This is a genomic window from Microbulbifer sp. HZ11 (assembly GCF_000708675.1).
Lineage (GTDB): Bacteria > Pseudomonadota > Gammaproteobacteria > Pseudomonadales > Cellvibrionaceae > Microbulbifer.
The window spans coordinates 1,672,483-1,697,110 of sequence record NZ_JELR01000002.1 but is presented as its reverse complement, the minus strand read 5'-3'; the positions used below and the strand labels follow the sequence as shown (position 1 = coordinate 1,697,110).

Below are 24,628 nucleotides of genomic sequence, written 5' to 3'. Positions count from 1 at the left end.
GGACTCTGCTCACACTTAGCACATTTCCTAGATAAGATATGATTAATACCGACAAACAAATACCGCTTTACGCGTGGCACAGCGCCAAATCTGATTCAGAGGCCGGAAATGAAACTGGACGTCAACGCCGAGTATTGATCAAGCATAAATATTTAAAATCTATTTGATTTTCCATCCAATTTTTCCGAACCGGATCCGGTTCAGCTATACATTCACAAAAGTGAACAGGTATATATTTTTACCTGTAAATCACCGAAATATTTGAAGTATATTTGACATGTGGATTTCACATGCTTGACTCATTCTTGTTGATACTAATATTTTGGCAATGTGTTAAGTTACTCATAGAGCACTCTTGAGTGAACAAGAAATGGCGCTCAAGGCTAAGATATTTAACTCACCTAAGATTGACGAGTAATTCAGCTTCGCGCCATCAATCGTTTACGGCTGTCCGCCAGCAAATATTTCTAGATTATGAATCTCTAACTTCCAAGGGGATTACCGTGGCAAAAACGAAAAAGTCTGTGCGACTAGATCAGGAGCTTATAGATAGTGCGGCGCAAACTGCACTGAAAGAGGCACGCTCAACCACAGAACAAATCGAATATTGGGCACGTGCCGGTCGCGCCGTTTCTAGAATTCTCCAACCTGCAGAAATTTCAGGCATTCTCGCGGGAAAAGTAACTCTTAAAGTGGAAGTCGACCTGGACTCAAACCCAGCAATAAACCCAGATTCTGTGTTTAGCGCAGTGGAATCAGCGCGGAATAGCGGTGACCTTTCAAATTTAGTCTCAAAGGCGGCTGTTCGTTATCAGAGTTCCGTGACGCGACCCGGCTGCATAGAGCGTATTGACACCGAGGGGAAGAAAACCATTGGCTCTTTTCATGATGGAAAATTCATCCCGCATGAGACTGAAGAATGAGTCCTTGGCTGCAACCTGAACTAGGAAACTGCGATATGAATGAACCGCGCCATAGCAACCAAAATATTTCGCACATGCTGCTCAGATTGTTTGAAAATTGGAATCTGTCCTCTGACCAGCAACTTATAATATTGGGCTTGACCAATGCCGTTGTCACCAATCTCAGCAAGTCCCTAAAGCGCTACCTCTCCGAAGACCGCGACAAGCTGGATCGCGCCAGAATTTTGTTAGAGATACATAAATCTCTGCGGAGATTGTTCCCGCAGAACCGAGAAATCGCATATCAATGGATTTTCCGGCCGAATAAAGCCTTCGATGGTTTGGCACCGTTTGATGTGATTGAGCGCAACGGCATGCTAGGAATGTACATGGTTCGTGACTATCTGAATAAACACAGTGCATCGCGAGAAATAACAATTGAGTCGCTGATTGATGGCAGTCCTGTTAACAGCCTGTGGCGCAATGACCATGAATGGCTTTCTGCGGCACCTGCAGGTCAAGAATTTCCTAGGCAAGAAAACAGTTTTGAGCCTGATGAAATTATTGAAATAATCAATGTTTGGAACGCGGTATTACAAGCATTCGGGAATAAAGAAAAATCCATACACTGGATTCAAGCAGTCATTCCTGCACTAGAGTGCGCACCAGTTAAACTTTTAACCTCCGCGCAAGGGCGTGAAAAAGTACTAGGCACACTAAAGCGAATCGAAAATTCGGACTTTGGCTGACAGATCCGGAAGATCCCTACCAGAATAGAGGACTAGGGAAATTACGGGTTAATACACCGAATACCCAGTTCCTCGCTAGCTTCTCCGCGATATGAGTCTAGAAAATAGCAGTCGCCTATAGCAGTAGGTATCGGCACGTAGGTATGCCCCATATAAACAGAGTCAATGCCCGAGATATTGAAAGTATCAACCAGTGAGGAATCTACATTTTCGAGACAGTCAATTCGATTGAGGAAGTCCCGCTTATACTCCGATAACGTCCGCTTTTTAGTTCCCAGCCCCAGAACTTCCAAGTACAATCGAGACGCCAGTGACCTTCGCCATAGGAGAGACCGAGCCGCTACTTCTAAGTTTGGTTCCGTCAGCGATGCTCCGTCTGACCAAGCCTTATCTATCTGGCTCAGAAATGTTTTTACCGTATCCCAGTTGCCATCGGGTACATCTGCATGAACAAGCCCCACCCTGGCATCGCCTACATCTATCTCTATCGCCCAAGGCCAGCTCCGCACTTTGTCCACAATTACCTGCTGCTCACTTGTGGGCAGCTTATAGAACCAATCACCACCATTCGAACAGTGCATTTGAACACAAGTAGAATCCTCAAAACCCGCAATCAGCATGGCCTCATGATTCCCAAGAACACTGATGTAAGTGCTGTGATCAATGAGATCAATCATAGCCAGGCTGTCTGGCCCACGGTCAACAATATCACCAAGAAAAAATAGACGGTCGACGCTAGGATCGAAATTGAGATTTTCTAGCTGGATTTTCAGTTGCCCTAGGTGCCCGTGGACGTCGCCAACAACGTAGTCGCGGCCATCAAAATTATGGGAAATCTTCCATAGGCAGCCGTTTTTATTCGAAGGCACCAAATCTACTCCATTCGCCATACGCTTACTTTTTCAAAATTAGGTCCCATTACCTGGAGCTAGCGTCCCTTGGAAAAGGGCACGAAGTGGTTTTTGAAGACCATGAAATCGCGCGTCGATCACTCACACTCTTGAACTGTAGGTTTACAACTCGTCACCGGCGCTGAAATTATCAATCATTGTCAGTGGTGGCCTTATTATTGGAATACTTGCGAATCAGCGATTCTTTTTTCATTAGCCTGTGGGTCGCTTTGATAACGGTCATTGATCTGATTGGTAACGAGATACCTTCGAGTCGAGAGCTTTCGATAAAGTTTCGCATTTTTACAGACTCGAAAAAATCGGACTTCAACTGCGTTGGCACCGTTTTATTTCTTGAATCCCGGAATGTTGAGAGATCGGAATAATTTTTTCCCGAAAATCTTTGCGTTAGTGCTGCCTGCAAAATACTTTTGCTCTCAAAAACACCCCAGCCTGTAATGTTGTAACGAATGTTGCGTCCCACTTTTTCTCTCTTGATCTGCATTTTCAGCTCTGACCGAAGGGTTTTCAGGACGGTTTGGAATTTTCGCTCGGAGATTCCGGTCTTAGCCACAATGTCCCGCATAGTGGGGTGCGGCATTTGGGCAAGGACCGCCAGGACATCAAGTTCGCATTTCATTGCATACTCCGCATATTTATGCGCATTCTGGCGGTGTTCCCCCTTATAAGCTAGAGGTCAGTACCGCAGTAGTATGGCTTATCCAAGCCCTTACATTATTACTGCACTATCAGCGCGGCCTTTTGTTGCATCTGATCTACCGTGGGCCGCGGCGGCCACTCTATCAGTGTAAACACCCGCGCTTCATAGTCCAATACCTTCGGTTGATAGGGAGTACCGTGCCGTGGCGCCCATCTCCGGCGCCAGCGGCGCCTCCAGCGACCCTGTTCACGGCATTGGTGACCGGGGCAACGATGGCGAGTCCCGTGTGGGTATTTAGCACCGGGCGCAAAACCATGCAGGCCGGTCGCCGCTTCATGATTTTCTGGACTGCGTGCGAATCGAGATGATTCTGGCCCTGCCGGAGCGGCGAAGCTTGACGGGAGCTCCGTAGTCTTTGGTCTTCATCGAGCACCTGGGACCTGCGGGTTATATCGAGTATTACATTGGCGAACGTCGCAGCCTACACGACCGGGCACCCTATCTCTGACCGGATTCACTCCGCAGGCCGCGGTAGTTGGGCACCTAATAGCCACTCCCGCAAGTAGACCGCTTTTAATACTTGTTAATGCTTGGGTCTTCAACACCTTGATACGCTTGTCCATTCTCGCGGCCACCGGCAGGCGCCAGTCCAACTCCGCCATGACTCTGCTGATATCAAGCGGCCGGTTGGCATCGGTGTAGGCCATACTTAAGCGCATTTTCGTCGTCTGTATTGGCCAAGTGCTGATACCTACTGATGCGAAACGCCCCAGTAATGGTCAGCGTCGTATCGAGCTGGACATCCAATAGAATCGCCCCCGCCGTTTACATAGGACAAGGCAGCCGGTCAGGTAGTAATTTGAGAAGGAGAATTTCTGACCAGCAAGTTAATGCGGTCTTGATTGGAGGCGCTCGTTGATGAAGCGGCTTGATCTATTACTTCCTTAGGGTTTTGGGCTGTTTATTTGCCATACGGACAATACGCCTTTTAACCGCGATTTCGTCAGAGGTACCACAGAAGATTAGGGCATTGATTAATTAACGCCCCTCCAACATCGCACGTACTGTCGCAACATCCCCACCCTTAGCGAGCCATTCGGCAGCGGAAATCGACTGCTCAGTACCCATCGTTAAATCCGGATCCGGGACTGTAAAAAATTGGATGATTGTCAGTGGGTGCCACCCTTCCATCGCATATAGAAATTTATCCAAATGGGGCAAAATGCCTGTTGGTGTGAACTGAAATTCTGGAAATCGACGCGCTTGATCCGGACCGATACTGAAAAGCTTCCCCGCAGCTGCCAATTGAAGCACCTTCTCACTGTTCACGTTTAGCGTCTCAGCGACTTGCATTGTAGACAGGCTCTCATGCAACGCTTTCTGAAACCGCTGCTGCCTCGTCGCGCGGGCGTGCAATATTTCTTGATCAGTTGCCAGTGGCAATGCTTCTCCATCGCCTAGAATAAGAAGCTCGTATTGGCTAAGTGCGCCTCGATCGCCCCTAATATGGTCCAACTGGGAGAGGGCATGTTCGAGCATACTAGCTGGATCAAGTCCGCGACTATTGAGCACTCTCGCCAACCTTAGCAATCGCTCCGCGTGCTGACTTTGGTTTGTGTGGCTGAGCTTTTCGATCAGCTGTGAAAGCTCTTCGTGTAGATTCAAGTCACACTGGGCGACCCAAAAGTCGTTATTAGTCAAAGTTTTCATACCGTAACATCGTCTACTGATTCCGCACCCCTGTTAGCTCGGCCAAGACTATTGGGCCTACCACGCGTGGAAAAATTTCTATGCCATTCGATTTATTTCGAATTTTTCACACTCGGCTAGTCGTTTCAGCGAGTGCTAATAAAATCTGCCCCCCTGCGCTGATCAGGGTGCCACTACCGCCAGGTGCAATTTCCTTCATATAGACAGACGGTAGTAAGCCGGATAAAATTTCGTTCCAGGTGCCCACCTTACTTGCACATGAGTAAAAAAAGGCGTGAATTTCTTTTCCATGTTAAACCTCTCTATAGACCTCGTCATCGGGGACTTAAACGTGTGCGTCTGACCCGAACTTGACGTGGCGTTTTGGAAAGGTTTTACCATGACCCTTAAAGAGCTTGCGCATGCTGCGCAACAACACCTTCAATCCAGTGTTGGTTTCTCGCTTAAAAAATCACATATCTACGAGCTTCTTGCCGCTTCGATCGGCTTCAACTCCTATGCGGCATTCAAATCCGAGATGGTTTTCACGCTGCACACAGAATCTGACAACCCTATTCCCCCGAAAGCTGAAGACCTGCCGCGACGCTTTATTGAACTTGGCTATCCATCTGAGACCGCTACCTTAGCAGCATCTGGACTCCAGGCATTCTTAGCCGTAAAGCGTGTTGGAGCCGTAAATATTTTAGATCTCATAAACTCGATGCGTGACGAGTTTTCAATATATTCCGAATACTTAGATGCTTCGGACGTGTCACCTTTTGACTACAGCGATCCAGACTGGGCCAACACGCTGCTACTAAACGGGCTTGAGAAAGCTGCTGCCAAAGATAATGGCAACGCGAACTATGCGCTCGCATTGATTTATTCCTCCGAAACTTCCCATTGGCAGGTAAGTGAAGGAAGCGCCTACTGGTTTGAGCAAGTTCAACAAGGGCGTACTCTAGCTGGGACAGAAAAGGAGTGGGCCGATGCTTATGAGACAAGCCTCAACCGAGCAATGAAGCACAAGCACCACCTCCGTGAAGCTGGACGCCAGAGTGTCCCTCTGGCACTCCTCGATTTAGCAGCAAAATTTGGAGATCCCACCTTCTTTGACCAGTCATACCAAAACGTTGACGTGGACCCTGCGGAGATTGCAGCGATCGCTGAACAAATTGGGCATACATCGGGCGCGAAATATTGGCTTACGATTGCTGCCGAATGTGGCAACACGGAGGCAATGCTGGAATTGATTGAAGCATATGATCGCGAGGACCTAGTCAGGAGCTGGTCCTGGGTCTACCTGTCCCAGTTGGTTGGCACTGACTTATCAAAGAGCGCGCATTACGCGATTCACGAGGACGGTTCCCTTTATGATGATGACATCGGGGGCCCGATGTTTGTTGATGGCCGAGACGGCGTGGAATTGGACCCAATTAGCTCAGAGCAGCACGCCGAAGCAAAGCGGACCGCCGAAATCCTGTTTGAGAGGATCCAGCATCAGGGCAACTAAGCATCGGTGAATAGCGAAGCTTCGTTGGCGGAAATTGCTACAATTCAGTAGTAGAGCTTGTCTGGTAGTAGAGTGGCTGATCTTGCAAATTCGAGGACATAGCTAATCTGTGGTTACACCCGTGGTTATCCACAGGACCAACTGCTCAATATGTAGACACCGTAGGATCTCCAGAAAATGTTTCGATTCCGCCTCTGGGCACCATACAAAAAAGGCCCCATCCGCAAGGATGGGGCCTTTTTTGTATGGTGCCCGGATGCGGTTGACAAAACGCCGGGAGCGTTTTGGTCTGCCGAAGGCACCCGAAGGGCCAAGTGCATGGATGCACTTGGGACACTACCACCGCGGTTCGACTAATCGCGAAGCGATTTGCAACGAGCGCGCCAGCAGCGCGAAGCCCGCACCTATTCACCCACCAAAACCTCACACCGATAGTGAAGACCACCATCCTCACTCAAGCGCTCAGCCAATTCCGGCAACAATACTTCCATCTGCTCCCGCAAAGTCCACGGCGGATTTACCACAATCATTCCTGAGGCCGTCATCCCGTGCCCTTCGCTATCGGTGCGCACGCCGAGCTCGTAGCGATCAATCTTGCGAATCCCCGACGACGCTATCTGTTGTACCAGTAAATCAATCTGGCGGCGCGCAACCACCGGATACCAGAGTGCCACTGTGGCGGTAGCCATCTTGCGGTGGATCAGTGATAACGCGGAAATAACCCGCTGGTAGTCCGCCTTCTGCTCATAGGGAGGGTCAATCAGAATAAGAGCCCGGCGGGACCGGGTTGGCAACAGCGCGGCCAAACCCTGAAAGCCATCTTCTTCCCGCACCCGGCATTGTTTATTGCCGCGAAAATTCTCGCGCAGGTTTTCCACTTCGCCGGGGTGCAGCTCAAACAGCCAGCCCCGGTCCTGAGGCCGCAACAATTGTGCCGCGACCCAGGGCGAACCGGGGTAGCGAGATAGACTGCCTTCGGCGTTCAGTCCGGAAACCACATTCAGATAGGGAGCCAGTGCCGGTATCTCTTCTTTTCCGTAAAGCTTGCCAATGCCATTGAGGTACTCCTGATTCTTCTGCGCCATCGCGGACTGCAGACGATAGAGTCCGGAACCGGCATGGGTGTCGATGTAGTCGAAAGGAGCTTCTTTCTTTTTTAGGTAGGAAATAATTTCCACTTGCACATGATGCTTGAGCACATCGGCAAAGTTGCCGGCGTGAAAACCGTGTCGATAACTGAACATGCGCCCACCGGGAATGGCCAAAACAGAGCGGTTTCACTGCCACTGGGAACATGGCAGCGGCGGGGTGAGCACTAGGTAGGGAGGGTTGAAGCCGGCCGGACTTTCGGGCTCACCGGGAAAGCCGGCGAACTTTAGAGGCGTTTAAGAAGGCTGGCAATCTTTTTTTAGGTATAAAAATGCCCGGATTTTCCGGGCATTTAAGTGAGCACTTTCGCTAGCCTGGATTCAGCTTTCCACGTTGCCGGGCCAGATTATCACGCGCCCGTCCGGTTCCCGAAAAACGCGCACCGGCAGCGACTGCTCGAGCATGGCAACCAGTGTGTCGGCCTGATCTGCGGTAAAGGCGGTGGTTACGCGCAGGTCCGCCAGTTCCGGTGTGCCAATCACGATGCGCTGTTTGCGGTAACGATTGGCATCGGCCACTATCTCGGAAAGTGGCGCGTCCCGGTAGCTGAACTTGCCCTGACGCCAACCCGCAACCTGGGCAGCATCGACCTTAGTGATCCGGCTGACCTGATCTTCACGCACATTCACCTGCTGGCCAGCGGTCAGTCGCACCTTGCCAGTCGCTGCCGGGCCCTGCTGCCCCGGCGACCTGGCTGCCACGTCAACAATGCCTTGTTCCACGGTTACCTTTACCGCCGGATTCATTTTGTTGCCGGCGTTTACATCAAAGCGGGTGCCGACCACCCGCACCTCGGCGCCTTGCGCATGCACAAAGAACGGGCGCTCAGGGTCTTTACTGACGTCAAAAAACGCTTGGCCGCGCAGTAGTTTCACGTTGCGCGCAGCACTGCGGAAATCGGTCTCGATCGCGGAGTCACCGCCGAGCGTTACTCTGGTGCCGTCCGGCAAGGTGATCTCGCGGATTTGTGCGAGCTCCGAGACGTAGCCCGTTGTGGACTCGCCGTGATTCTGCCAGGACGCCAGATATACAACGCCAACGGCTAGCATCAGTGTGCACGCAAATACGAGACCACTCAGCGGGCTAACACCAAAATAACTTCTCAGGTTTTGAAAAAAGCTGAGTAGTGCGCCGGGTTGGCGCAGTCGTGCGCCCTCTTCAGTTGCCGACAGAACGGCCAGGCCGCGATCTATCTGCTCCAGCTGTTGAAAGGCGTTACGGTTGTGCGGTTGCTGCATCCAAACTTCGAACGCGGCCTGCTCGCCGGCATACAGCGGGCGCTCGGCCTGTAGCATAAACCACTCGCGGGCTTCCGCTTCGGTCTGCCGGATATCGGTTTGCGGATGACTGTTACCAGTCGCCATCATGATTCTCCACCGTACTTAGCACCATTGACCCGCAGAGCTTCCTGACACCCCGCGAGTGCTTTGGCCACGTGTTTCTTCACAACCGTGGCAGAGAGGCCTTCCCGACGCGCGATTTCTGCGTAAGAAAGCCCGTCGACACGGTTCATTAACAGGAGTCGGCGACGTTTGTGGGGCATATTCCACAGGGCGCGACTGATCAGGCTGAGGAACTGACGACTGGCCGCAACCCGTTCGGGGCTACGACTGTCCTGTTCGCGATCGGGGTCATCCTGGACGGATTGTGCATAGCTTTCACGGACCTGGCCCTTGCGCAATGCATCTATGGTTGCATTGTGAACAGACCGGTACAGAAAAGCGCGTACATGCTCGATATCACCGTCCTGCAACTGCGGTGCCATACGGGCAAATGCTTCCTGCACCAGGTCCTCCGCTTCACTGTATGACAGACCGAATTTACTCACCGCATACCGGCACAGCTCCTGCTGATACTCACGGTAGTAGAAATCCAGGTCCCTTGCGATCCCGGGCGCTTTCGGGTCGTCGCTATCGCTCGTCATCGGACTCGCCAACGCTGTCGCCATGGGTTCTCATCACCATTGTTTTTGTTATCGGATACTACTCTCGTCGTTAGAACGGGTGGACAGGGGAGAACGTCCCCCCTGTGTGAAGAATTTTTTCGCTGCTCAATCAAAATGCAGGCCCAGACGCAAGCCGAAGGTGCGGGGTGGACTGTAGTAGTAGGCGGGAGCGGCCACATCGGCCTCGTGGACATCGCTGGCCAGCAAGGTGTTTGTCAGATTGTCGCCAAACACATCCAACCACCAATTACCATCCACCGGCTGTAGCTTCACACCCGCACTCAACAGCGTTGCCGTATCACGGCGGTCAAAATCACGGGTAGCACCGGCGGGATCCTGCACCCATTGGCCGGTCGCATTTTCCAGTATCCATCCCGAACGGTTGCCGCGGTTGGCCTCATCGAAGTACATGCTGGTGGTGTAGCGCAGGCCGGCACGTGCGGTTGCGCGCAGCCGATCTGAAAGAGCGAAACCGTAGCGGTAATTGACCCCCAGGCTGAGGCCAGGCACCTGCTTCAGGTGGTTACCACTGAAGTCCACCAGGTTGGGAAGCGCCGGGTTGTCGGCACTGGGGTTCCAGGTCTGGCCGTGGTTCGGGTACTCGTTGTCCACGGCGAGGAAATGGTCGTAACGCGCGTCCAGCCAGGACAGGAATCCGCTGACCCGGCCGTTGCGCCCCGGAGCCCAGTTCAATTCGAGTTCGAGGCCGCGAATGGTCGCGCTGGGGGCGTTGGTGCTGCGAATCAGTTCGGTGCCGTCTTCTTCTACGGCAATCCCGGAAACCTGAAGGTCGCGATAGCAGGTATTGAAAAGGGCACCATTCAAGGTCATGGCACCATCCAAAAGGCCCAGCTTGAAGCCCAGCTCCACATTGGCGCTGGTCTCCGGGCCAACATAGGCGGCGCCGTTATTATTGCGGCGAATCAGGGCAGCCAGCGCAGACTGATAATCCGGGTCACTCGCCCCCTCGTATTCACCTTGCAGGGGTGCACCATCCTGCACAATACCGGGTTTAAACCCTTCGGCGTAAAGCAAGTACAGTAGGGCGTCGTCACTGGGCTGGTAACCGAGACGCGTCATGACGGTGGTGCTCCGCCAGGCCCGGTCCACGTCGTTATAGTTGGCCACGTAGCATTGATCTTCGGCTGCGGAGGCTTCGTTTACAGCGATATCGCCGAGTATTCCCCCACGATCGGATCGGATCAGGTCGGGACAGGCGATATTTCTTCCACCGCGATCGTAGCGCTGATCGCGCCCGCTGCGGGCGCCAGCGCTCACCTGCCAGTTTTCATTGATGTCGTAATCCAGCTGCCCATATACCGCACTCATACGGGTACCGCGATCCGGTTGCTGAAAACTGTGAGCGGGCGCGCCACCCCATCCACTTCCATTGGCCAGCTGGTGCTCTAAATCAAAGCGAATGGCATTTTTTTCCGCAAACTGAAAATATGCCAATAGCCAACGCAGTTGCTGGTCGTCACTGTTTTTTAGCTGCAGCTCGTGCTGGCGGGCGCGATAGCGCGACCAGATGGTGCGGTTACTCTGGTGATAGTGTGCGGGGTCGGTTTCACTGCCCACAGGGCCTGTGCGGTCCGCATCCCAGTCCTGACTGCGCCGGGTAATTCCGTAGCCATTGATATAGCTAAGGGTGTGCGCAGCCGGCAACTGCACTTCCAGACGACTGCGCCAGGCGTCCTGGTCGAGCTGTGTACGGCCGGGGGTGTCGATGGTCACCGGGGTGTCGTAATCAACGATGGGGAGACTGCCCGCACCCCGGTCTTCGAAGCGCTCGTAGCTCAACCACCAGTTAAATAACCCCTCGCGCTGCCACGCGGAACTGAGGCGGTAACTGAACAGGTCTGTATTGTTATAGCGATCCGCAGCGCGCGCAAAGACCGAGTCTTCACTGTATTCGATGGGACTGTCTGCGAGATGCCGGACTGCCGCCCAGCGCAGAGCCCAACCCTCCGTGAGCGGGGCATTGACCACCGCATTCAGCTTCTGCTCCTGGAAACTTCCCATGGATGTACTGAACTCAGCCGACCACTCGCGCTCCGGTCGGGCAGTGTGATAATTGATGACTCCCCCGGTGGAGTTGCGGCCAAACAGCGTTCCCTGGGGGCCGCGTAATACTTCCACCCGATCCAGGTCGTATAGCAATACCGCCGAGCCCTGCACACGGCTGCTAAAGATTCCATCCACATGGGTGGCCACCCCGGAGTCACCAGCCTCCGTGTGATTGTCGGAGCCGACACCGCGCAGATACAGCATGGAGGCGGTGTGATCGCCGTTGCGGGTCACCTGCAGGCTTGGCACTTCTGCAGCCAGAGCTTCGAGACTGTCGATATTGCGCTCCTGCAACAGCCCACTGTGTAGCGCTGTCACCGTCATGGGTGTGCGCTGCAGGTTTGTGCGACGTTTGCTGGCGATTACCTCAATCTCTTCCAGTAAGGGGCGAGCTTCCTCCTGCACAACGGTTTCGATTACCGGCGCAGGGGACTTTTCCGAAGCAGGCAGAATGACAATCCCCTGCCCGTCTACCCGGCGATACCGCAGACCGGAGTCTGCCAGCAATCGACTCATGGCTTCGTCAACACTGAAAACCCCGGTAAGCGCCGGCGCTTCGAGATGGGAATGGCCTTGCGCTCCGACCATAACGGCAAGTCCGGTCTCACGGGAAAATGCCAGCAGTGACTGCTCAAGGAGCTGGGCGGGAAGCTGGAAAGTATAGAGCGCGGGAGCGGTGCGAACCGGATCCTGAGCCTGGGTTTCGGCAATAGCGAGGCCGGCCGGAATGGCCCCAAGCTGCGCCGCCAGAATTCGGGCGAACATTGACCTGCGGTAGGTCTTGAGCATAGGCAGTTCGTCATCGCTGATCCCCGCATTGTGCGGGGCCGGACGCGACGGCAGCTCGCTAGCAGTATCAAACCACTAGTACGACTACTGAGGGTCACGCCCGATCACTTATTGTGTTGGTTGGAAAAAATACAACAATAATCAGCGGGGTGACAAGATAAGACGCGCCGCAGCGGTAGAACCAATCCCCCAATCTGCGGACGCCGTCTGATTTCGAACAATTAAAACCACATGGACCAGAACGCCCGTACTACATGGGCATTGAAGCTATATGCCGGCTCCTCACCGGGCAGGTAGCTACTGTCGCCACCTTGATGTACGCGCACATCGTGGAAGTTCTCGTAATCGAACAGAATGTAGTCCCAATAGAAATTCAGGGTATTCTTGCGATTGAACAGCGCCCAGCGTTCGGGCACCTGATAGGCGACGCCTAAGCCGATCGCGGTGCTGCTGAAATCACTCAGTTCTTTATCCCGCGCGCGGAAATTGGTGGCATTCACGTAGGGGAAAAGGTCACTGTAAAAATCTGCTCCGTCCTGCTTGTAAAAACGCAGCTTGCCTTCAAGGATCAGGTTTTCGCTTTCCAGTGGATGGGTGTAGCGAAACTCCAGGTTATCCGCCTCGATTCCCCAACTGTCGGCATAACGGCGGTACTCGGTCTTAACCGCGGCGCGATAGGGCAACATATATTTTGCGCGCAGAGCCACCGCATCGCTATTGCGAGTGCTTGGGTAAAGTTCAGCTTGGTAGCTGAACCCGGTGCCGGAATTTGGATCGAGATAACGCACGCTACGGTAGGGGTTATTCAGGAAACCTTCATCGGACACTGTCTCGACACTCAGCTCCGCGATCAACTTGGTGGTCAGGATCTGACTCCAGCCCAGGGAATAACGGCGGTGTTCCGCGTGCTCAAGAAAATTCTCGTCGCCATTACGCATCACATCGTCGCTGCCATAGGTGGCACGCATGGACAGGGTACTGAGGTCGCCAAAAAAATCCTGGGAAATACCAAAACCAACCGTTTCCGCCTGGTAGTCATTTTCGCTGGAATTGGTGTAATTCAGACTCATGGTGGTTTTATCCACCAGATAATCCGCACCCAGAGAGAATTCGTCCCGCTGCTCGGTGTAACGACTGGCCGTGGCCTGCACATCAATGGAGGCGCCAGAAATCATATCCACGTAATAGTTGGCGGACAGAGAAACCGTATTACCGATATTTTTTCGCACCAGTATCGAAGGGCCATCAATGGTAACCCCACCGCCACTGTAACTGTGATACAGGGTATCCGCGCGCTCTTCGGGCAATACCGCGGCGTTAACCACTGGCGATACCACGAACACTAAACCGAATAAAAATCGCTTGAGAGCGTCGCGAGCGAACGCGATTTGGTGAGCGCCGGAGCACAGCGCCCGCAGCGCACTTAAAGTGCGTGAGGAGACGCCCGGGCTGGCGCTCCAGCACCGCCGACCGCCAAAGCGCGGAGCGCAGTAGCTCTCAAGTGATTTTTTAGTTGCAGCCACAACCGCCTCCTGACCCGCCTTCAGCACCGCGGGCCGCTTCACGCGCTTCGTAAACGTGGTTCATAAAACCGGCCGCCACCGGATCCCTCTCAAAGCTCATGATCGGGTCGGCGAGATAGTGTCGCTCGTAGGGCTTTACCCAGGGCTCGGGCATAATGGATTCGCATCCACCCAATAATAAAAGAGCCGGCAACAATAGAAGCACGCGTTTGATCATGGTTTATTCCCGGATCAGTTCCTTGATGATTTTCTTGTACTCGGCTTCATCGCCGGTGCGATAGCCCTTGTGTACATAACGCACGTTGCCGTCACGATCGATAAATACTGAGCTCGGCATAGCTTCCACACCGAACAGCTTGCTCACGTCACTTTTGGAATCGAACAGCACCGGGAAGTCCACCGGAATTTTGCTCAGCATGGCCTGGGCATCTTGTGGATTTGCATCCACATTGACACCCCAGACCTGAAAACCCACCGGCTCGTATCGAGCATGCAGGTCGTTCAGTAGCGGCATTTCTTCGCGGCACGGACCACACCAGGAGGCCCAGAAGTTCAGCATGATTACTTCACCACGTTGTTCGCTCAGTTTCAGGTTGCCATCTTTCAGGGAAGCCAGGGTGAAGTCGCTGGCGGGGACCTTGGCTATAGCGGGGGCGCCAGCAAGAAGAGCGGCGCTGGTGCAGAGGGCGGCAATCAGTTTACGCATGGAATAGCTCCATTGGTGTTATTTGTTGTGATTAGAAGTAAATGGACACGCCCAGCTGGGCGGACAGGTTATTGGTGTTCAGGGGTTCGCCGAAAATCTCGTGCTCAAAAATATGGTCGCGCACGTCCAGGCGCAGTGCCAGCCAGTCCTGAGCCAGCATGCGCACGCCGACACCGATGTTGTAGGTGAAGTGCTCCTCACCCGCAAAGTTGGTATTGCCGGCGCCGCCAATCAGGTACAGATTGCTGTTGAGTGCAAATTTACTGCCAAGAAAAATTTCTCCCGGAAGAAAATTCCAGGCCAGTGAGAGGTTGTACATGCTGAGGTCGCGCTCATCATCGGTCAGCAGCGGCGCGGAACCACTCAGCCGCTCGTAACTCGACTCACCGAGAGTTGACTGGGCGTAGGCCGCCTCCATAAAAAAATCTTCATTTATGTGGTATGCGAGGCTGCCGCCAATCATACGATCGGAACCAAAATCCTCCACACTGAGGATGCCACCCAGATACAGGGTAAATTCGAAATCCTCGCTGTCGATTTTGGCCTCGCGAATTTCCCGCCGCTCCAGATCTGGGGAAATAATATCGTCTATTTCCTGATCCGATTGCGCGAGTGCAGCGGAAGAAAATGGCGCTAGCGCGGCACCTGCCAGTAGCAGGCCGACAACTCTTACATAAATACGTCGAATCCGAGTTTCCATTCGACTATCTCCTGATTCTCATCCCGCGAGGTAAGCAGGTAATGATTGGCAACTTCCGCGCGCAGGGCAAAGCGACGGGACAAATAAGTAGTCACACCGAGGCCCACCAGCATAGCGGTGTCCTTGCGGTCTTCGGTAGCCACAATGGTGGCGTTTGGAGAGGTGATATTGACTCCGGTGCCCAATACAAAATACGGGGACAACCGCCAGCGTGGAAAAGGCTGGTGCATGAGCGCCACCTGATAGGTCTGGCTGTCAGAGTAAGCGCCAATGGTCTGCGCTGCACGCAACTCAGCGGAGATATTTCCGGTGAAGCGGTAACCCAGGGATATCCCCATCGAGTTGGCTCCGGCAAAATCACCGTAGGTGAACCCCATACGGAAGCTCTGCTGGTAATAGTCGTCGATGCCCGGCGTAGGGACCGCAACCTGTTCACCCTCCGGGGTATAGATCTCATCCAGCTCAGCAATCTTAGCCCAGCCGGTTTTTCCAGTACGGGTCATCACTTTGACCCAATCGGTGCGCCGCTTGATCAGCCACAGTGGCTCGCCATATTCCACCACGTGGTCAATGACATAGCCGCGGCCGGGGCCGGTATAGAGGTTAAGAAATTCCGCCCCGACAATGACCTGTTCGCTATCGAACGATAACGTCTGCGGTTCGCGTTCCCCGAATTGATGGGCGGAGAAGCTGTCAGTGACAAGCTCCTCAGAAGCCGTTTCCGATTGCGCGTAGACGGAAGAGGAGAAGCCCCCCAGCACCCCCAAAATAAGAAGGGCAGTAGTCACTGCCACACTCCTTTGTGCTCTGAAACCGAGCTGCCTGTTCATTTTTAGTTAACCGGCGCTTCAAATGGATTGTTGTAATACTGCGCACCGATATCCAGCCACTCGGAAATCAAACGCAACTCTGCAGGAGACAATTCTCCCTCATGAACACCCCCGGCTTCAAACACATTGAAGAAGCGACTGGCATTGGCACCATTGGTGTTCATGATCCGCTCAATATTGACGGTAACCATAACAGGAATCGGGTTGCCATCGGCATCCAGGATCAGCTCGCCGTCCTCGTCGGTTTCGAACAGCGGGTTGCCATTGTCATCGGTATCCTGCACCAGCACATTCTGTACCGCACCGTCGCGCAGTTCCTGGGTCGGATTGTCGAATATCAGCTCCACATAGGATGTACTGTAGTTGGCGTTCACCCCCGACTGGTCCGCACGGAGATCCAGCTGCCCCGGCGGCACCTGCGCCATACCATCCGCATCGCGATTACTGTGACAGGCGGTACAGGTGCGATCCTCAAGCACGGTTCCCATATCATCGGTGATCAGCCGTGGCAGATCCCAGATGGGCTGGATATGCTCCGGATAATGGATGACGGTGCGGCAATTCGTACTCCAGGCGCTCTGGCAGGCCACACTGGTGGGCGCCGGAGTCGGAAGATCACTCATCAGAATTTCACTGGTCGGATCCTTCTCGCGCAGCGCCGGATCGGTCCAGTGATCCACGAATTTGAGATCGCCTTCCAGTTCCGGATGGCCGGCGATCCGCGCCAGTACCTGCGCCATGGTTTCCCCCATGTCCGCGGTCAGCGCCGGCTCTGTATTGGGGAAAGGTGCCGCGCTGGTGGCAGCGCCGGCCCAGGCCGCGGCCGGTTCCTTGTCCGTGCGCCCGTGGGGCACTTCACTATCGCGGGTGTGACACCCCTGGCATTTGCGCACCTCGCCGGGGCGGAACTGCAGCCAGTTATTGTGCCGCCCAACGATCCGACGACCATTGGCATCCACCACGGAAATGGCCAGTGGCATATCCGCAGGCACTTTGACCCGCACCGATCCATCCGGCTGAATTGGGGTGTAACCGATAATCTCACGCATCAGCTGACTGCGATTTCGCCCAAACGCAGAGCGGTCAAAGTCCAGGGTGTCGCGATCCGGAATACCCACCGCTTTTACCACCCTTAAAAAGCGCGCGGGGCGCTCGGCGGCGGTGGTTTGCAACGGGTCGGCGAGCACATCAATGTCCAGTACAGCACTGCCATCGAAGTCGTAAACACTGCGGATATCCAGTACCGCCATACCCTCGTCATACAGGTCGCGATCGATATCGATACCGGGAATCGGCTGGGGAATAAATTCTGCCACCGGGCGGGTATCGGCGGTCACCGCTTCGCTGATCATCACGCCTTCTTCCGGCTGGATGATCGGGCGCTGGGTGCCCTCGCCGTAATCGTAAATCCACAGACCATACAATGGGTCAGCGGGAACGATATCCGGTGTGGCCAGCCACTCGTCGGTGCAGGGTTGCGGAGTCTCCGTTTCCGGATCTATTACCCGACATTCACTCCAGCTCACTAACAGGCGGCTGGTGCCATCGTGAAATGCCCAGGCATTGGCAAACAGGCCATGGGGTGACAGGCCGCCATCGGTAATGACCTGCTCGACCGATAGAGATTCCTGCCCCTGCAGTACGCCTTCCTGCTCCGGCTCGCTATAGGCTTCTGTGTAATTCTCCCCGTCGATGACCACCATATCACCGCCGTAGGTTATGCCCTCGGGCGCGCGCAGGGTCACGAGAATCCGGCCGTCGGGCATTTGTTGCGGCTTGCTGAAGGTGGCCGGGATCGGATCTTCGCCACTGCCGGTACCGGTCCCCTGGCTGTGATAACCGTAATAGAACTGCAGATCCGTACCGTCAGGTTTTACGGTGTAAAGGCTGAGCCGATCCACTCCGCCCATGTTGTCCCAACGGTTAAACAGGATACGGCCATTCGCCAATACGGTAGGGGACAGATCGTGGCTCTGGTTGTAGGAGATCTGCTGGATATCGCTGCCATCAGCCTCCATTACATGTAACACGAACGCCGCTTCTTCGAGATTTTCCGCCTGCGCGGAGAACTGTGGCTTATTGTCGTCGAGCAACAGAGCCCGGGAACGACGCTGGCGAGTGGAGCTGAACACCAGGCGACCATCGGGCAAAAATGCCGGGGAAATATCATCTCCCTCCTCAGCGATCAGGTCCGACTGAATAACCCGGTTCAGCTCGCCCGACTCGAACTCGTACAGCCAGATATTCCAGCTGGGCTGCTCCTCATCATCCAACCCCTCGATATTCGGCGCGCGCATGGCAAATGCCAGTTGGCTGCCATCAGCGGACACCGCCAGATCTTTTACGTCATAGCCCCCTTCGAAAATGATGTCCGCCTCTTCATCGCTGACAAACAGGCCTTCGGTCAGCGAGCGCTCCGGCGCACTGGCGGTGGCGCGATCGCGCAGCAGCAGTTCCGCGCCGGGGTTGAATGCTGAAGGCATATAGATACTGTCGCCTACAAGCGCGTCATCTTCGTCACGATTAAGCGTGCGACGCACATAAACCACCGGGTAATCCACTACCACCGGATCTTCCGCCTGGTCGCCACCACTGAGACTGGACCCATCGCCCGAACCGCCACCACACCCCACCAGTGCAACTGCGGAAAAAATCGACAGTAGTGACAATTTCCGGCCAACCGCCGCAACCCGCGTGCAAAAAATGTTCAAGAGTCCACCTCTTTTATCGCCACTCCCATGTGCGGCGTAGTATTTTTCAGCAAAAATTGAGAAATTTTAACGACAACTCATCCACGCCAGGTAGTACTCACTCACCGCTGGAGCCGCATAAAAGCTGGATATTCGCCGGGCATTGACGCCAGAATAATTCCCGATTCTCCCGTGTGGTCTGGGTAATCTCAAGTCATGCACAAGCAATTTGCCAACCAGGACACGCTTTAAATTTTTGCCGCTGGCGTATCCCTCCGCATTCTTTACTATCTGGTTCGGTTACAACGCATACAGTCCCCACGGTCAGATCCGGTTGGCAAAGTCCACAGGGTGATACCCGGGTACAAGAACCAGACGCGAACAAATCCAATCATGAAAATAAATTCGCCCGCCGCGCGCGTATTGCTCGCGGCGACCGCCTGTTTCGGCGCCTCACTGCCTCTTTCCGCCGTTGCCGGTCCGGAAGAACAGGCTGCGCAATTACACAGCCGCCTGACCGGGGTAAAACCCAGCATCGAAGTGCTCACTGCCATGGCCGAAGATATCGCCAGTGGCGATATCAGCGCCGCGGCAGAGCGAGCGATGGAAAACGATGCGTTTTACGATGTCACGCTGAAAAACCTGGTGACCCCCTGGACCAATCGCGACGGCGACAACTTCGCACCATTGAACGATTACACGGCAACGGTCATTGGCATGGTGCGCGACGACGTGGACTTCCGCGAGATTCTGTCCGGCGACATTATCTACACCGGCGCTTCCGGCCTCGGGCTGCCCGCCTACAACAATGCGAACAACGATCACTACGAAGCGCTGGAAGCCGCGGGCTACCCACTGCAAACGGCCCTGGAGCGGAAAACCCAATCTTCCGTTACCGGCCTTCCCAGTGATGCCACTGCGGGCGTGATGACCACCCGCGGCGGGGCAAAGGCCTTCTTCTACGCCGGCACCAACCGCGCAATGTTCCGCTTCACCCTGATGAATCACCTGTGTCGCGACCTGGAGCAGGTGCACGACACGTCGAGACCACCGGACCGCATTCGTCAGGATGTGAGCCGCAGCCCCGGTGGCGACAGCCGGGTATTCCAGAATAACTGTGTGGGTTGCCACAGTGGTATGGACCCCATGGCGCAGGCATTCGCCTATTACAACTTCGAGTACGATGTGGACAACGACCCCACCGGCGAAAACGGCCAGCTCGACTACAATCGCGCCGGCGAAACCGACCCGGCCACCGGCACCCGGGTACAGGCAAAAAACCATATCAACAGCGCTACCTTCCCTTACGGTTTCGTCATTCCGGATGACAAGTGGGATAACTACTGGCGGGAAGGGCCGAATATGCATCTCGGCTGGAGCGAAGCACTGCCCGGTTCCGGCAATGGCGCCAAATCCATGGGCCGGGAGCTCGCCAACAGCGAAGCGTTCGCCCAGTGCCAGGTCACCAAAGTGTTCAAACAGGTGTGCCTGCGCGCACCGGAAGACAGCAGCGATCGCAATCGTATCAACAGTATTACCGACAGTTTTACCAGCAGTGGTTACAGACTGAAGCAGGTGTACGCTGAAACCGCTGCGTATTGTGCGGGGGAATAAAAACCATGAAACACCAGACCGCACTTAATAACGGGTTTGTGAGCAAAAAGCCTGTACAGGCCCTGCTGGATCTCTGTCAGTTCATGACGCCACCACGCGCGCGCCGCGACGCTCTGCTGGCTGCCGTGTTCAGCTCCGCTGTGCTCGTTGCCTGTTCAGGTGGCAGTGGCCAGTCCACGGAAGAATTACCGAATACCAACCCGGAATCCGGCGATACCAGTTACTCGGGACCGGCGCCGGAAAACGAAGACGTACAGAACTATAAGCGCTATATCTGGGACAATCTGGCAGCGGAGAACCGCTGCGGCAGCTGCCATATCGAGGGCAACCAGAGCCCGCGCTTTGTGCGCAGTGACGATATCAATCTGGCCCACGGCGAAGGTCGTGAACTGGTGAATCTGAGTGCGCCGGAAGAATCCCGCCTGGTCACCAAGGTTGCCAGCGGCCACAACTGCTGGCTCGCCAGCGCCGACGCCTGTGCGGAAATCATCACCAATTACATTGAGGACTGGGCGTCTGCCGCGGGCTCCGAAGCCAGCACCATCACCCTGACCCCACCCACCGAGCGGGAAGTGGGCGCGAGCAAAAGCTTTCCCGCCTCCAGCGGCAGTTTTGCCACCACGGTTTACCCTCTACTGGAACAGTATTGCGCGAGCTGTCACAGCGAAGACGCTGAGACCGCTCAACAGCCTTACTTCGCCAGTAGCGATATCGACCAGGCTTACGAGGCCTCGAAAGCGCGGATGGATCTGGATAATCCGGAAAATTCCCGCTTCGTGGTACGCCTGGGCAGTGACTTCCATAACTGCTGGGGCGACTGCTCGGAAAATGCCGACACCATGGCCGCCGCCATTCGCAATTTTGCCGACGGCATTTCCCTCACCGAAGTGGACCCCAACTGGGTAATCAGTAAAGCCCTGTATCTCACCGACGGTGTGGTGAGCAGCGGTGGCGGACGCATCGAAAACAATGCGATTGCCCTGTACGAGTTCAAATCCGGCAGTGGCACTACCGCCTACGACACGTCCGGCCTTAACCCCGCCATCGACCTGTCGCTTTCCGGGGATGTGGAATGGCTGGGCTCCTGGGGTATCCAACTGGCCGGCGGCAAGGCGCAGGCGGCCACCGCCACCAGCAAGCGCCTGTTTGACACCCTGAGCGGCACCGGCGAATACACCATCGAAGCCTGGGTCGCCCCCGCCAACGTCGTGCAGGAAGGTCCGGCGCGAATCGTCAGCTACTCCGGCGGCAACGACATTCGCAACTTCACCCTCGGCCAGGCGATGTACAACTACACCTTCCAAAACCGCAACGATGCCAGCACCGACGCCAACGGCATGCCGGCGCTGATCACCGAGGATATGGCAGAGCGGGTACAGGCCACCCTGCAACATGTGGTCGCGACTTTTGATCCGATCAATGGCCGCCGCCTGTATGTGAATGGCGAATTTACCGGCGACGCCGACCCTGCGGAGCCGGGTCTGCTGTCCACCTGGGATGACACCTTCGCTCTGGCACTGGGTAGCGAGGTTTCCAACGAACACCAGTGGCAGGGTTCAATCCGCTTACTGGCGATCCATTCCCGGGCTCTGACCCAGGACGACATCCTCACCAACTACGAAGCAGGCGTGGGCCAGAAATATCTGCTGCTGTTCAAGGTGGAAGAGGAGACCGGCGTGCCCCAGGGCTACGTAATGTTTGAAGTACAGCAGTACGACAACCACGGCTACCTGTTCAGCGAACCCAAATTCATCACCCTGGAAGACGGCGTCACCCCGGACGGTATCGAAATTGAAGGGATGCGCATTGGTATCAACGGCCGCGAAGCGGTGGTGGGCCAGGCCTGGGCCAATCTCGACACCACGGTTACAGCCGTCGAGTACGACCCGGCAAGTGGCCAGAAACTGTCACCGCTGGGCACCATCATCACGCTGGAAAAAGGGCCGACTTCAGACGAGTTTTTCCTGACCTTTGAACGCCTGGGCAACGAAGAATTTGTACGCGTGGAAGCCACTCCAGCGGCCCCGGCGATGCCGGCAGACCTGACTCCGCAACCGCGTATCGGTATTCGCCGCTTTGAACAGATCCACGGCGCGCTGTCGGCAGCCACGGGCGTATCACGTGCCCATCCGGCGGTTATGGACACCTGGGAAAAAGTAAAACAGCAGCTGCCCGTTGAATCCGATGTTCGCGGATTCCTTGCCGCACAGCAGATGGGCATCACTCAGCTGGCGGTGAAGTACTGCAGCACACTGGTGGACGATGAAGCCGCGCGGGCCAACTACTTCCCGGGCTTCAACTTCTCCGCCACGGCGAATGATGCTTTCAGCACCGATACCAAACGTGCCCAGATCATCGACCCGCTGCTGGAAAATCTCCTAGGCCGACCGATCACCTGGCCCGCGGCCATGGGTGGACACACCGCCCAGCTCGCTAGCGCTCCGGACGAAAGCACGGTACGCGAGGAACTGAACAGCCTGATCGACAAAATGACGGCGTGCGGCGGTAGCTGCGGCGCGGATCGCACGACTACCACAGTGAAAGCCACCTGCGCGGCTGCTATGGGTAGTGCGATGATTTTGATTCACTGATTTCAATACAACGGATTACCTCGATAAACGGGGACCCCGGAAGAGCCATGAGCAAGAAAAAACATTTTGAACTGGACCAACCACTGCGCCACCCGGACCACCATCGGCCGGTGAGCCGACGGGATTTTCTCGGCCAGGGCTTTCGCGCGGGTATGGCGACGGTTCTGGGCGGTTCGATTTTCAGTCTGTTTGCCAATCCGCGCTCTGCCCAGGCCGCACTGTCTTCCGACCTGGAAGCCATGCGCGCGACCTGTGGTGTCAGCGCCAATGGGGCGGGCAAGATTCCGTTTATCTGCTTTGACCTGGCTGGCGGAGCGAACATAGCCGGCTCCAACGTGCTCGTGGGCAAGCAGGGCGGGCAGTTCGATTTTCTCAGTACCGCCGGTTACAGCAAACAGGGCCTGCCCGGAGACATGGTGCCATCGCTCACCGATGGTCTGGGTAACCCGCTGTACAACACCGACCTGGGTCTTGCCTTTCACAGTGACAGTCAGATGTTGCGCGGTATTCTGGAAAAAGTTGGCCCCGGCACCTCCAGTGCCATCAATGGCGCGGTGATACCAGCACGCTCGGAAAATGATACCGGCAACAACCCCCACAACCCCATGTACGGGATCAATCGCGCCGGCGCCAACGGGTCACTGCTGGCACTGATCGGTTCGCAGACCAGCGAATCCGGCGGCAACTCCATGGCCCCGATGGACCTGATCAACGCGGAAGTGCGCCCCACCAAGATCGACCGTCCCTCCGATGTTACCGGTCTTGTGGACGTGGGTGATCTGGTGGGCCTGCTCAGCCAGGAAGATACCGTCGCAGTAATGGAGTCTATGTACCGCATCTCCAATGCCAAACTGGGGAAGGTCAATACCCGGGTAAGTAATGATGCGGTCATCAAAGATCTGGTGAAATGCGGTTACATGAAAAGCGCGGACCTGGCGGACCGTTTCGGCGACCCCAGCGCGCTCGACCCGGCGCTCGACCCGGACATTGTCGGTCCCGGCGGCATTTTTTCGTCGGACGAATTTTTCGGCGATCGCGAATTCCAGAAGGCCGCCTCCACCATGAAACTGGTGGTTAATGGTTATGCCGGAGCCGGCACCATCACCATGGGCGGTTACGACTACCACACCGGCGACCGCGCCACCGGCGAGATCCGCGACCTGCGCGCCGGCCGCTGTATCGGCGCCTGCCTGGAATATGCGGCGCGGGTTGGCCAGCCGCTGATGGTGTACGTCTTCAGCGATGGCTCCGTATTCAGTAACGGCATGATTGACGATTCCGCAGAAGGTCGCGGCAAGGGTGTGTGGACTGGAGACAATCAGCAGACCGCCGCATCTTACTTCCTGGTTTACAATCCTGCGGGTCGCCCGCAGCTGTTGGGCGGAAGCGCCGACGAACAGGCGCGCCACCAGCAACTAGGCTACATGCGCCCCTCCGGCGATGTGGAGACTGCCAGCAGCCCGGCCGCCAACAACGTCAACCAATTGGTGCAGACCGTGGTGCTCAATTACATGGCACTGCACGGTGAACAGGGCAGTTTTGCCAGTCTGTTCCCCAACCACGGCCTTGGCAATGCCAGCCTGATGGACAGCCTGACGGCTTTTGCGCCGATCCGTTGAT

The 24,628-nt window shown here is 55.3% G+C and carries 19 protein-coding genes; 6 read left to right on the top strand and 13 right to left on the bottom strand.

Features of this window, described 5'->3' with window-relative positions:
* Nucleotides 1–503: 503 nt before the first annotated feature.
* Both AU11_RS14830 and AU11_RS17865 read left to right on the top strand, forming a co-directional pair.
* Complete coding sequence (locus tag AU11_RS14830; protein ID WP_043320043.1) at nt 504–923, top strand: hypothetical protein; 420 nt, start codon at nt 504–506, stop codon at nt 921–923.
* A gap of 35 nt (nt 924–958) precedes the next feature.
* Nucleotides 959–1,651 carry an antitoxin Xre/MbcA/ParS toxin-binding domain-containing protein gene (locus tag AU11_RS17865; protein ID WP_051687287.1) on the top strand — a complete coding sequence of 231 codons (693 nt, stop codon included), beginning with the start codon at nt 959–961 and terminating at the stop codon, nt 1,649–1,651.
* Nucleotides 1,652–1,692: 41 nt separating this feature from the next.
* Here the strand turns inward: AU11_RS17865 and AU11_RS17860 are convergent, their stop codons facing one another.
* The 3 genes from AU11_RS17860 to AU11_RS17855 form a co-directional block, all read right to left on the bottom strand.
* On the bottom strand, nt 1,693–2,541 hold the full coding sequence (locus AU11_RS17860; RefSeq protein WP_051687286.1) for a metallophosphoesterase: 849 nt from the start codon (nt 2,539–2,541) through the stop codon (nt 1,693–1,695).
* Nucleotides 2,542–2,692: 151 nt separating this feature from the next.
* Nucleotides 2,693–3,181, bottom strand: coding sequence for a YhfG family protein (locus AU11_RS14815; RefSeq protein WP_043320042.1), 489 nt, complete (start codon nt 3,179–3,181; stop codon nt 2,693–2,695).
* A gap of 1,059 nt (nt 3,182–4,240) precedes the next feature.
* Nucleotides 4,241–4,912: a hypothetical protein gene (locus AU11_RS17855; RefSeq protein WP_051687285.1), complete on the bottom strand. Its 672-nt coding sequence runs from the start codon at nt 4,910–4,912 to the stop codon at nt 4,241–4,243.
* Between the two features lie 379 nt (nt 4,913–5,291).
* On the opposite strand from AU11_RS17855, the gene AU11_RS14805 reads away from it, so the two are divergent.
* On the top strand, nt 5,292–6,404 hold the full coding sequence (locus tag AU11_RS14805) for a hypothetical protein (RefSeq protein WP_043320041.1): 1,113 nt from the start codon (nt 5,292–5,294) through the stop codon (nt 6,402–6,404).
* A 404-nt stretch (nt 6,405–6,808) separates the two neighbouring features.
* Here AU11_RS14805 and AU11_RS14800 read toward each other — a convergent pair whose 3' ends face one another.
* From AU11_RS14800 to AU11_RS14755, 10 genes are all read right to left on the bottom strand, one after another.
* Complete coding sequence (locus AU11_RS14800) at nt 6,809–7,648, bottom strand: 23S rRNA (adenine(2030)-N(6))-methyltransferase RlmJ (protein WP_043320040.1); 840 nt, start codon at nt 7,646–7,648, stop codon at nt 6,809–6,811.
* A gap of 225 nt (nt 7,649–7,873) precedes the next feature.
* Entirely contained in the window at nt 7,874–8,920 is a 1,047-nt protein-coding gene (locus AU11_RS14795) for a FecR domain-containing protein (protein ID WP_081848139.1), read from the bottom strand.
* Nucleotides 8,917–9,501, bottom strand: a complete 585-nt coding sequence (locus AU11_RS14790; RefSeq protein ID WP_081848138.1) for an RNA polymerase sigma factor — start codon at nt 9,499–9,501, stop codon at nt 8,917–8,919. Before AU11_RS14790 ends, AU11_RS14795 begins: the two co-directional genes overlap by 4 nt.
* A gap of 102 nt (nt 9,502–9,603) precedes the next feature.
* Nucleotides 9,604–12,354 (bottom strand): TonB-dependent receptor, encoded by a 2,751-nt coding sequence (locus AU11_RS14785; RefSeq protein ID WP_081848137.1) that lies wholly within the window; start codon nt 12,352–12,354, stop codon nt 9,604–9,606.
* 221 nt (nt 12,355–12,575) lie between these two features.
* Nucleotides 12,576–13,679, bottom strand: coding sequence for a DUF3570 domain-containing protein (locus AU11_RS14780; RefSeq protein ID WP_231491957.1), 1,104 nt, complete (start codon nt 13,677–13,679; stop codon nt 12,576–12,578).
* Nucleotides 13,680–13,863: 184 nt separating this feature from the next.
* Nucleotides 13,864–14,094: a DUF4266 domain-containing protein gene (locus tag AU11_RS14775; protein WP_043320036.1), complete on the bottom strand. Its 231-nt coding sequence runs from the start codon at nt 14,092–14,094 to the stop codon at nt 13,864–13,866.
* A gap of 3 nt (nt 14,095–14,097) precedes the next feature.
* The gene (locus AU11_RS14770) at nt 14,098–14,583 is read right to left on the bottom strand and encodes a TlpA disulfide reductase family protein (protein ID WP_043320035.1); all 486 of its coding nucleotides are present in this window, start codon (nt 14,581–14,583) and stop codon (nt 14,098–14,100) included.
* A gap of 31 nt (nt 14,584–14,614) precedes the next feature.
* The gene (locus tag AU11_RS14765) at nt 14,615–15,283 is read right to left on the bottom strand and encodes an outer membrane beta-barrel domain-containing protein (protein ID WP_043320034.1); all 669 of its coding nucleotides are present in this window, start codon (nt 15,281–15,283) and stop codon (nt 14,615–14,617) included.
* Entirely contained in the window at nt 15,253–16,071 is an 819-nt protein-coding gene (locus AU11_RS14760) for an SH3 domain-containing protein (protein WP_043320032.1), read from the bottom strand. The genes AU11_RS14765 and AU11_RS14760 overlap by 31 nt, the downstream gene beginning before the upstream one ends.
* A 44-nt stretch (nt 16,072–16,115) precedes the next feature.
* Nucleotides 16,116–18,824: a PD40 domain-containing protein gene (locus AU11_RS14755; protein ID WP_081848136.1), complete on the bottom strand. Its 2,709-nt coding sequence runs from the start codon at nt 18,822–18,824 to the stop codon at nt 16,116–16,118.
* A gap of 372 nt (nt 18,825–19,196) precedes the next feature.
* On the opposite strand from AU11_RS14755, the gene AU11_RS14750 reads away from it, so the two are divergent.
* The 3 genes from AU11_RS14750 (at nt 19,197) to AU11_RS14740 (ending at nt 24,627) form a co-directional block, all read left to right on the top strand.
* Nucleotides 19,197–20,417, top strand: a complete 1,221-nt coding sequence (locus tag AU11_RS14750) for a hypothetical protein (protein ID WP_231491955.1) — start codon at nt 19,197–19,199, stop codon at nt 20,415–20,417.
* An 83-nt stretch (nt 20,418–20,500) separates the two neighbouring features.
* The gene (locus AU11_RS14745) at nt 20,501–23,008 is read left to right on the top strand and encodes a LamG domain-containing protein (protein ID WP_043320591.1); all 2,508 of its coding nucleotides are present in this window, start codon (nt 20,501–20,503) and stop codon (nt 23,006–23,008) included.
* 47 nt (nt 23,009–23,055) lie between these two features.
* Nucleotides 23,056–24,627, top strand: a complete 1,572-nt coding sequence (locus tag AU11_RS14740) for a hypothetical protein (RefSeq protein WP_043320031.1) — start codon at nt 23,056–23,058, stop codon at nt 24,625–24,627.
* Nucleotide 24,628 lies beyond the last annotated feature (1 nt).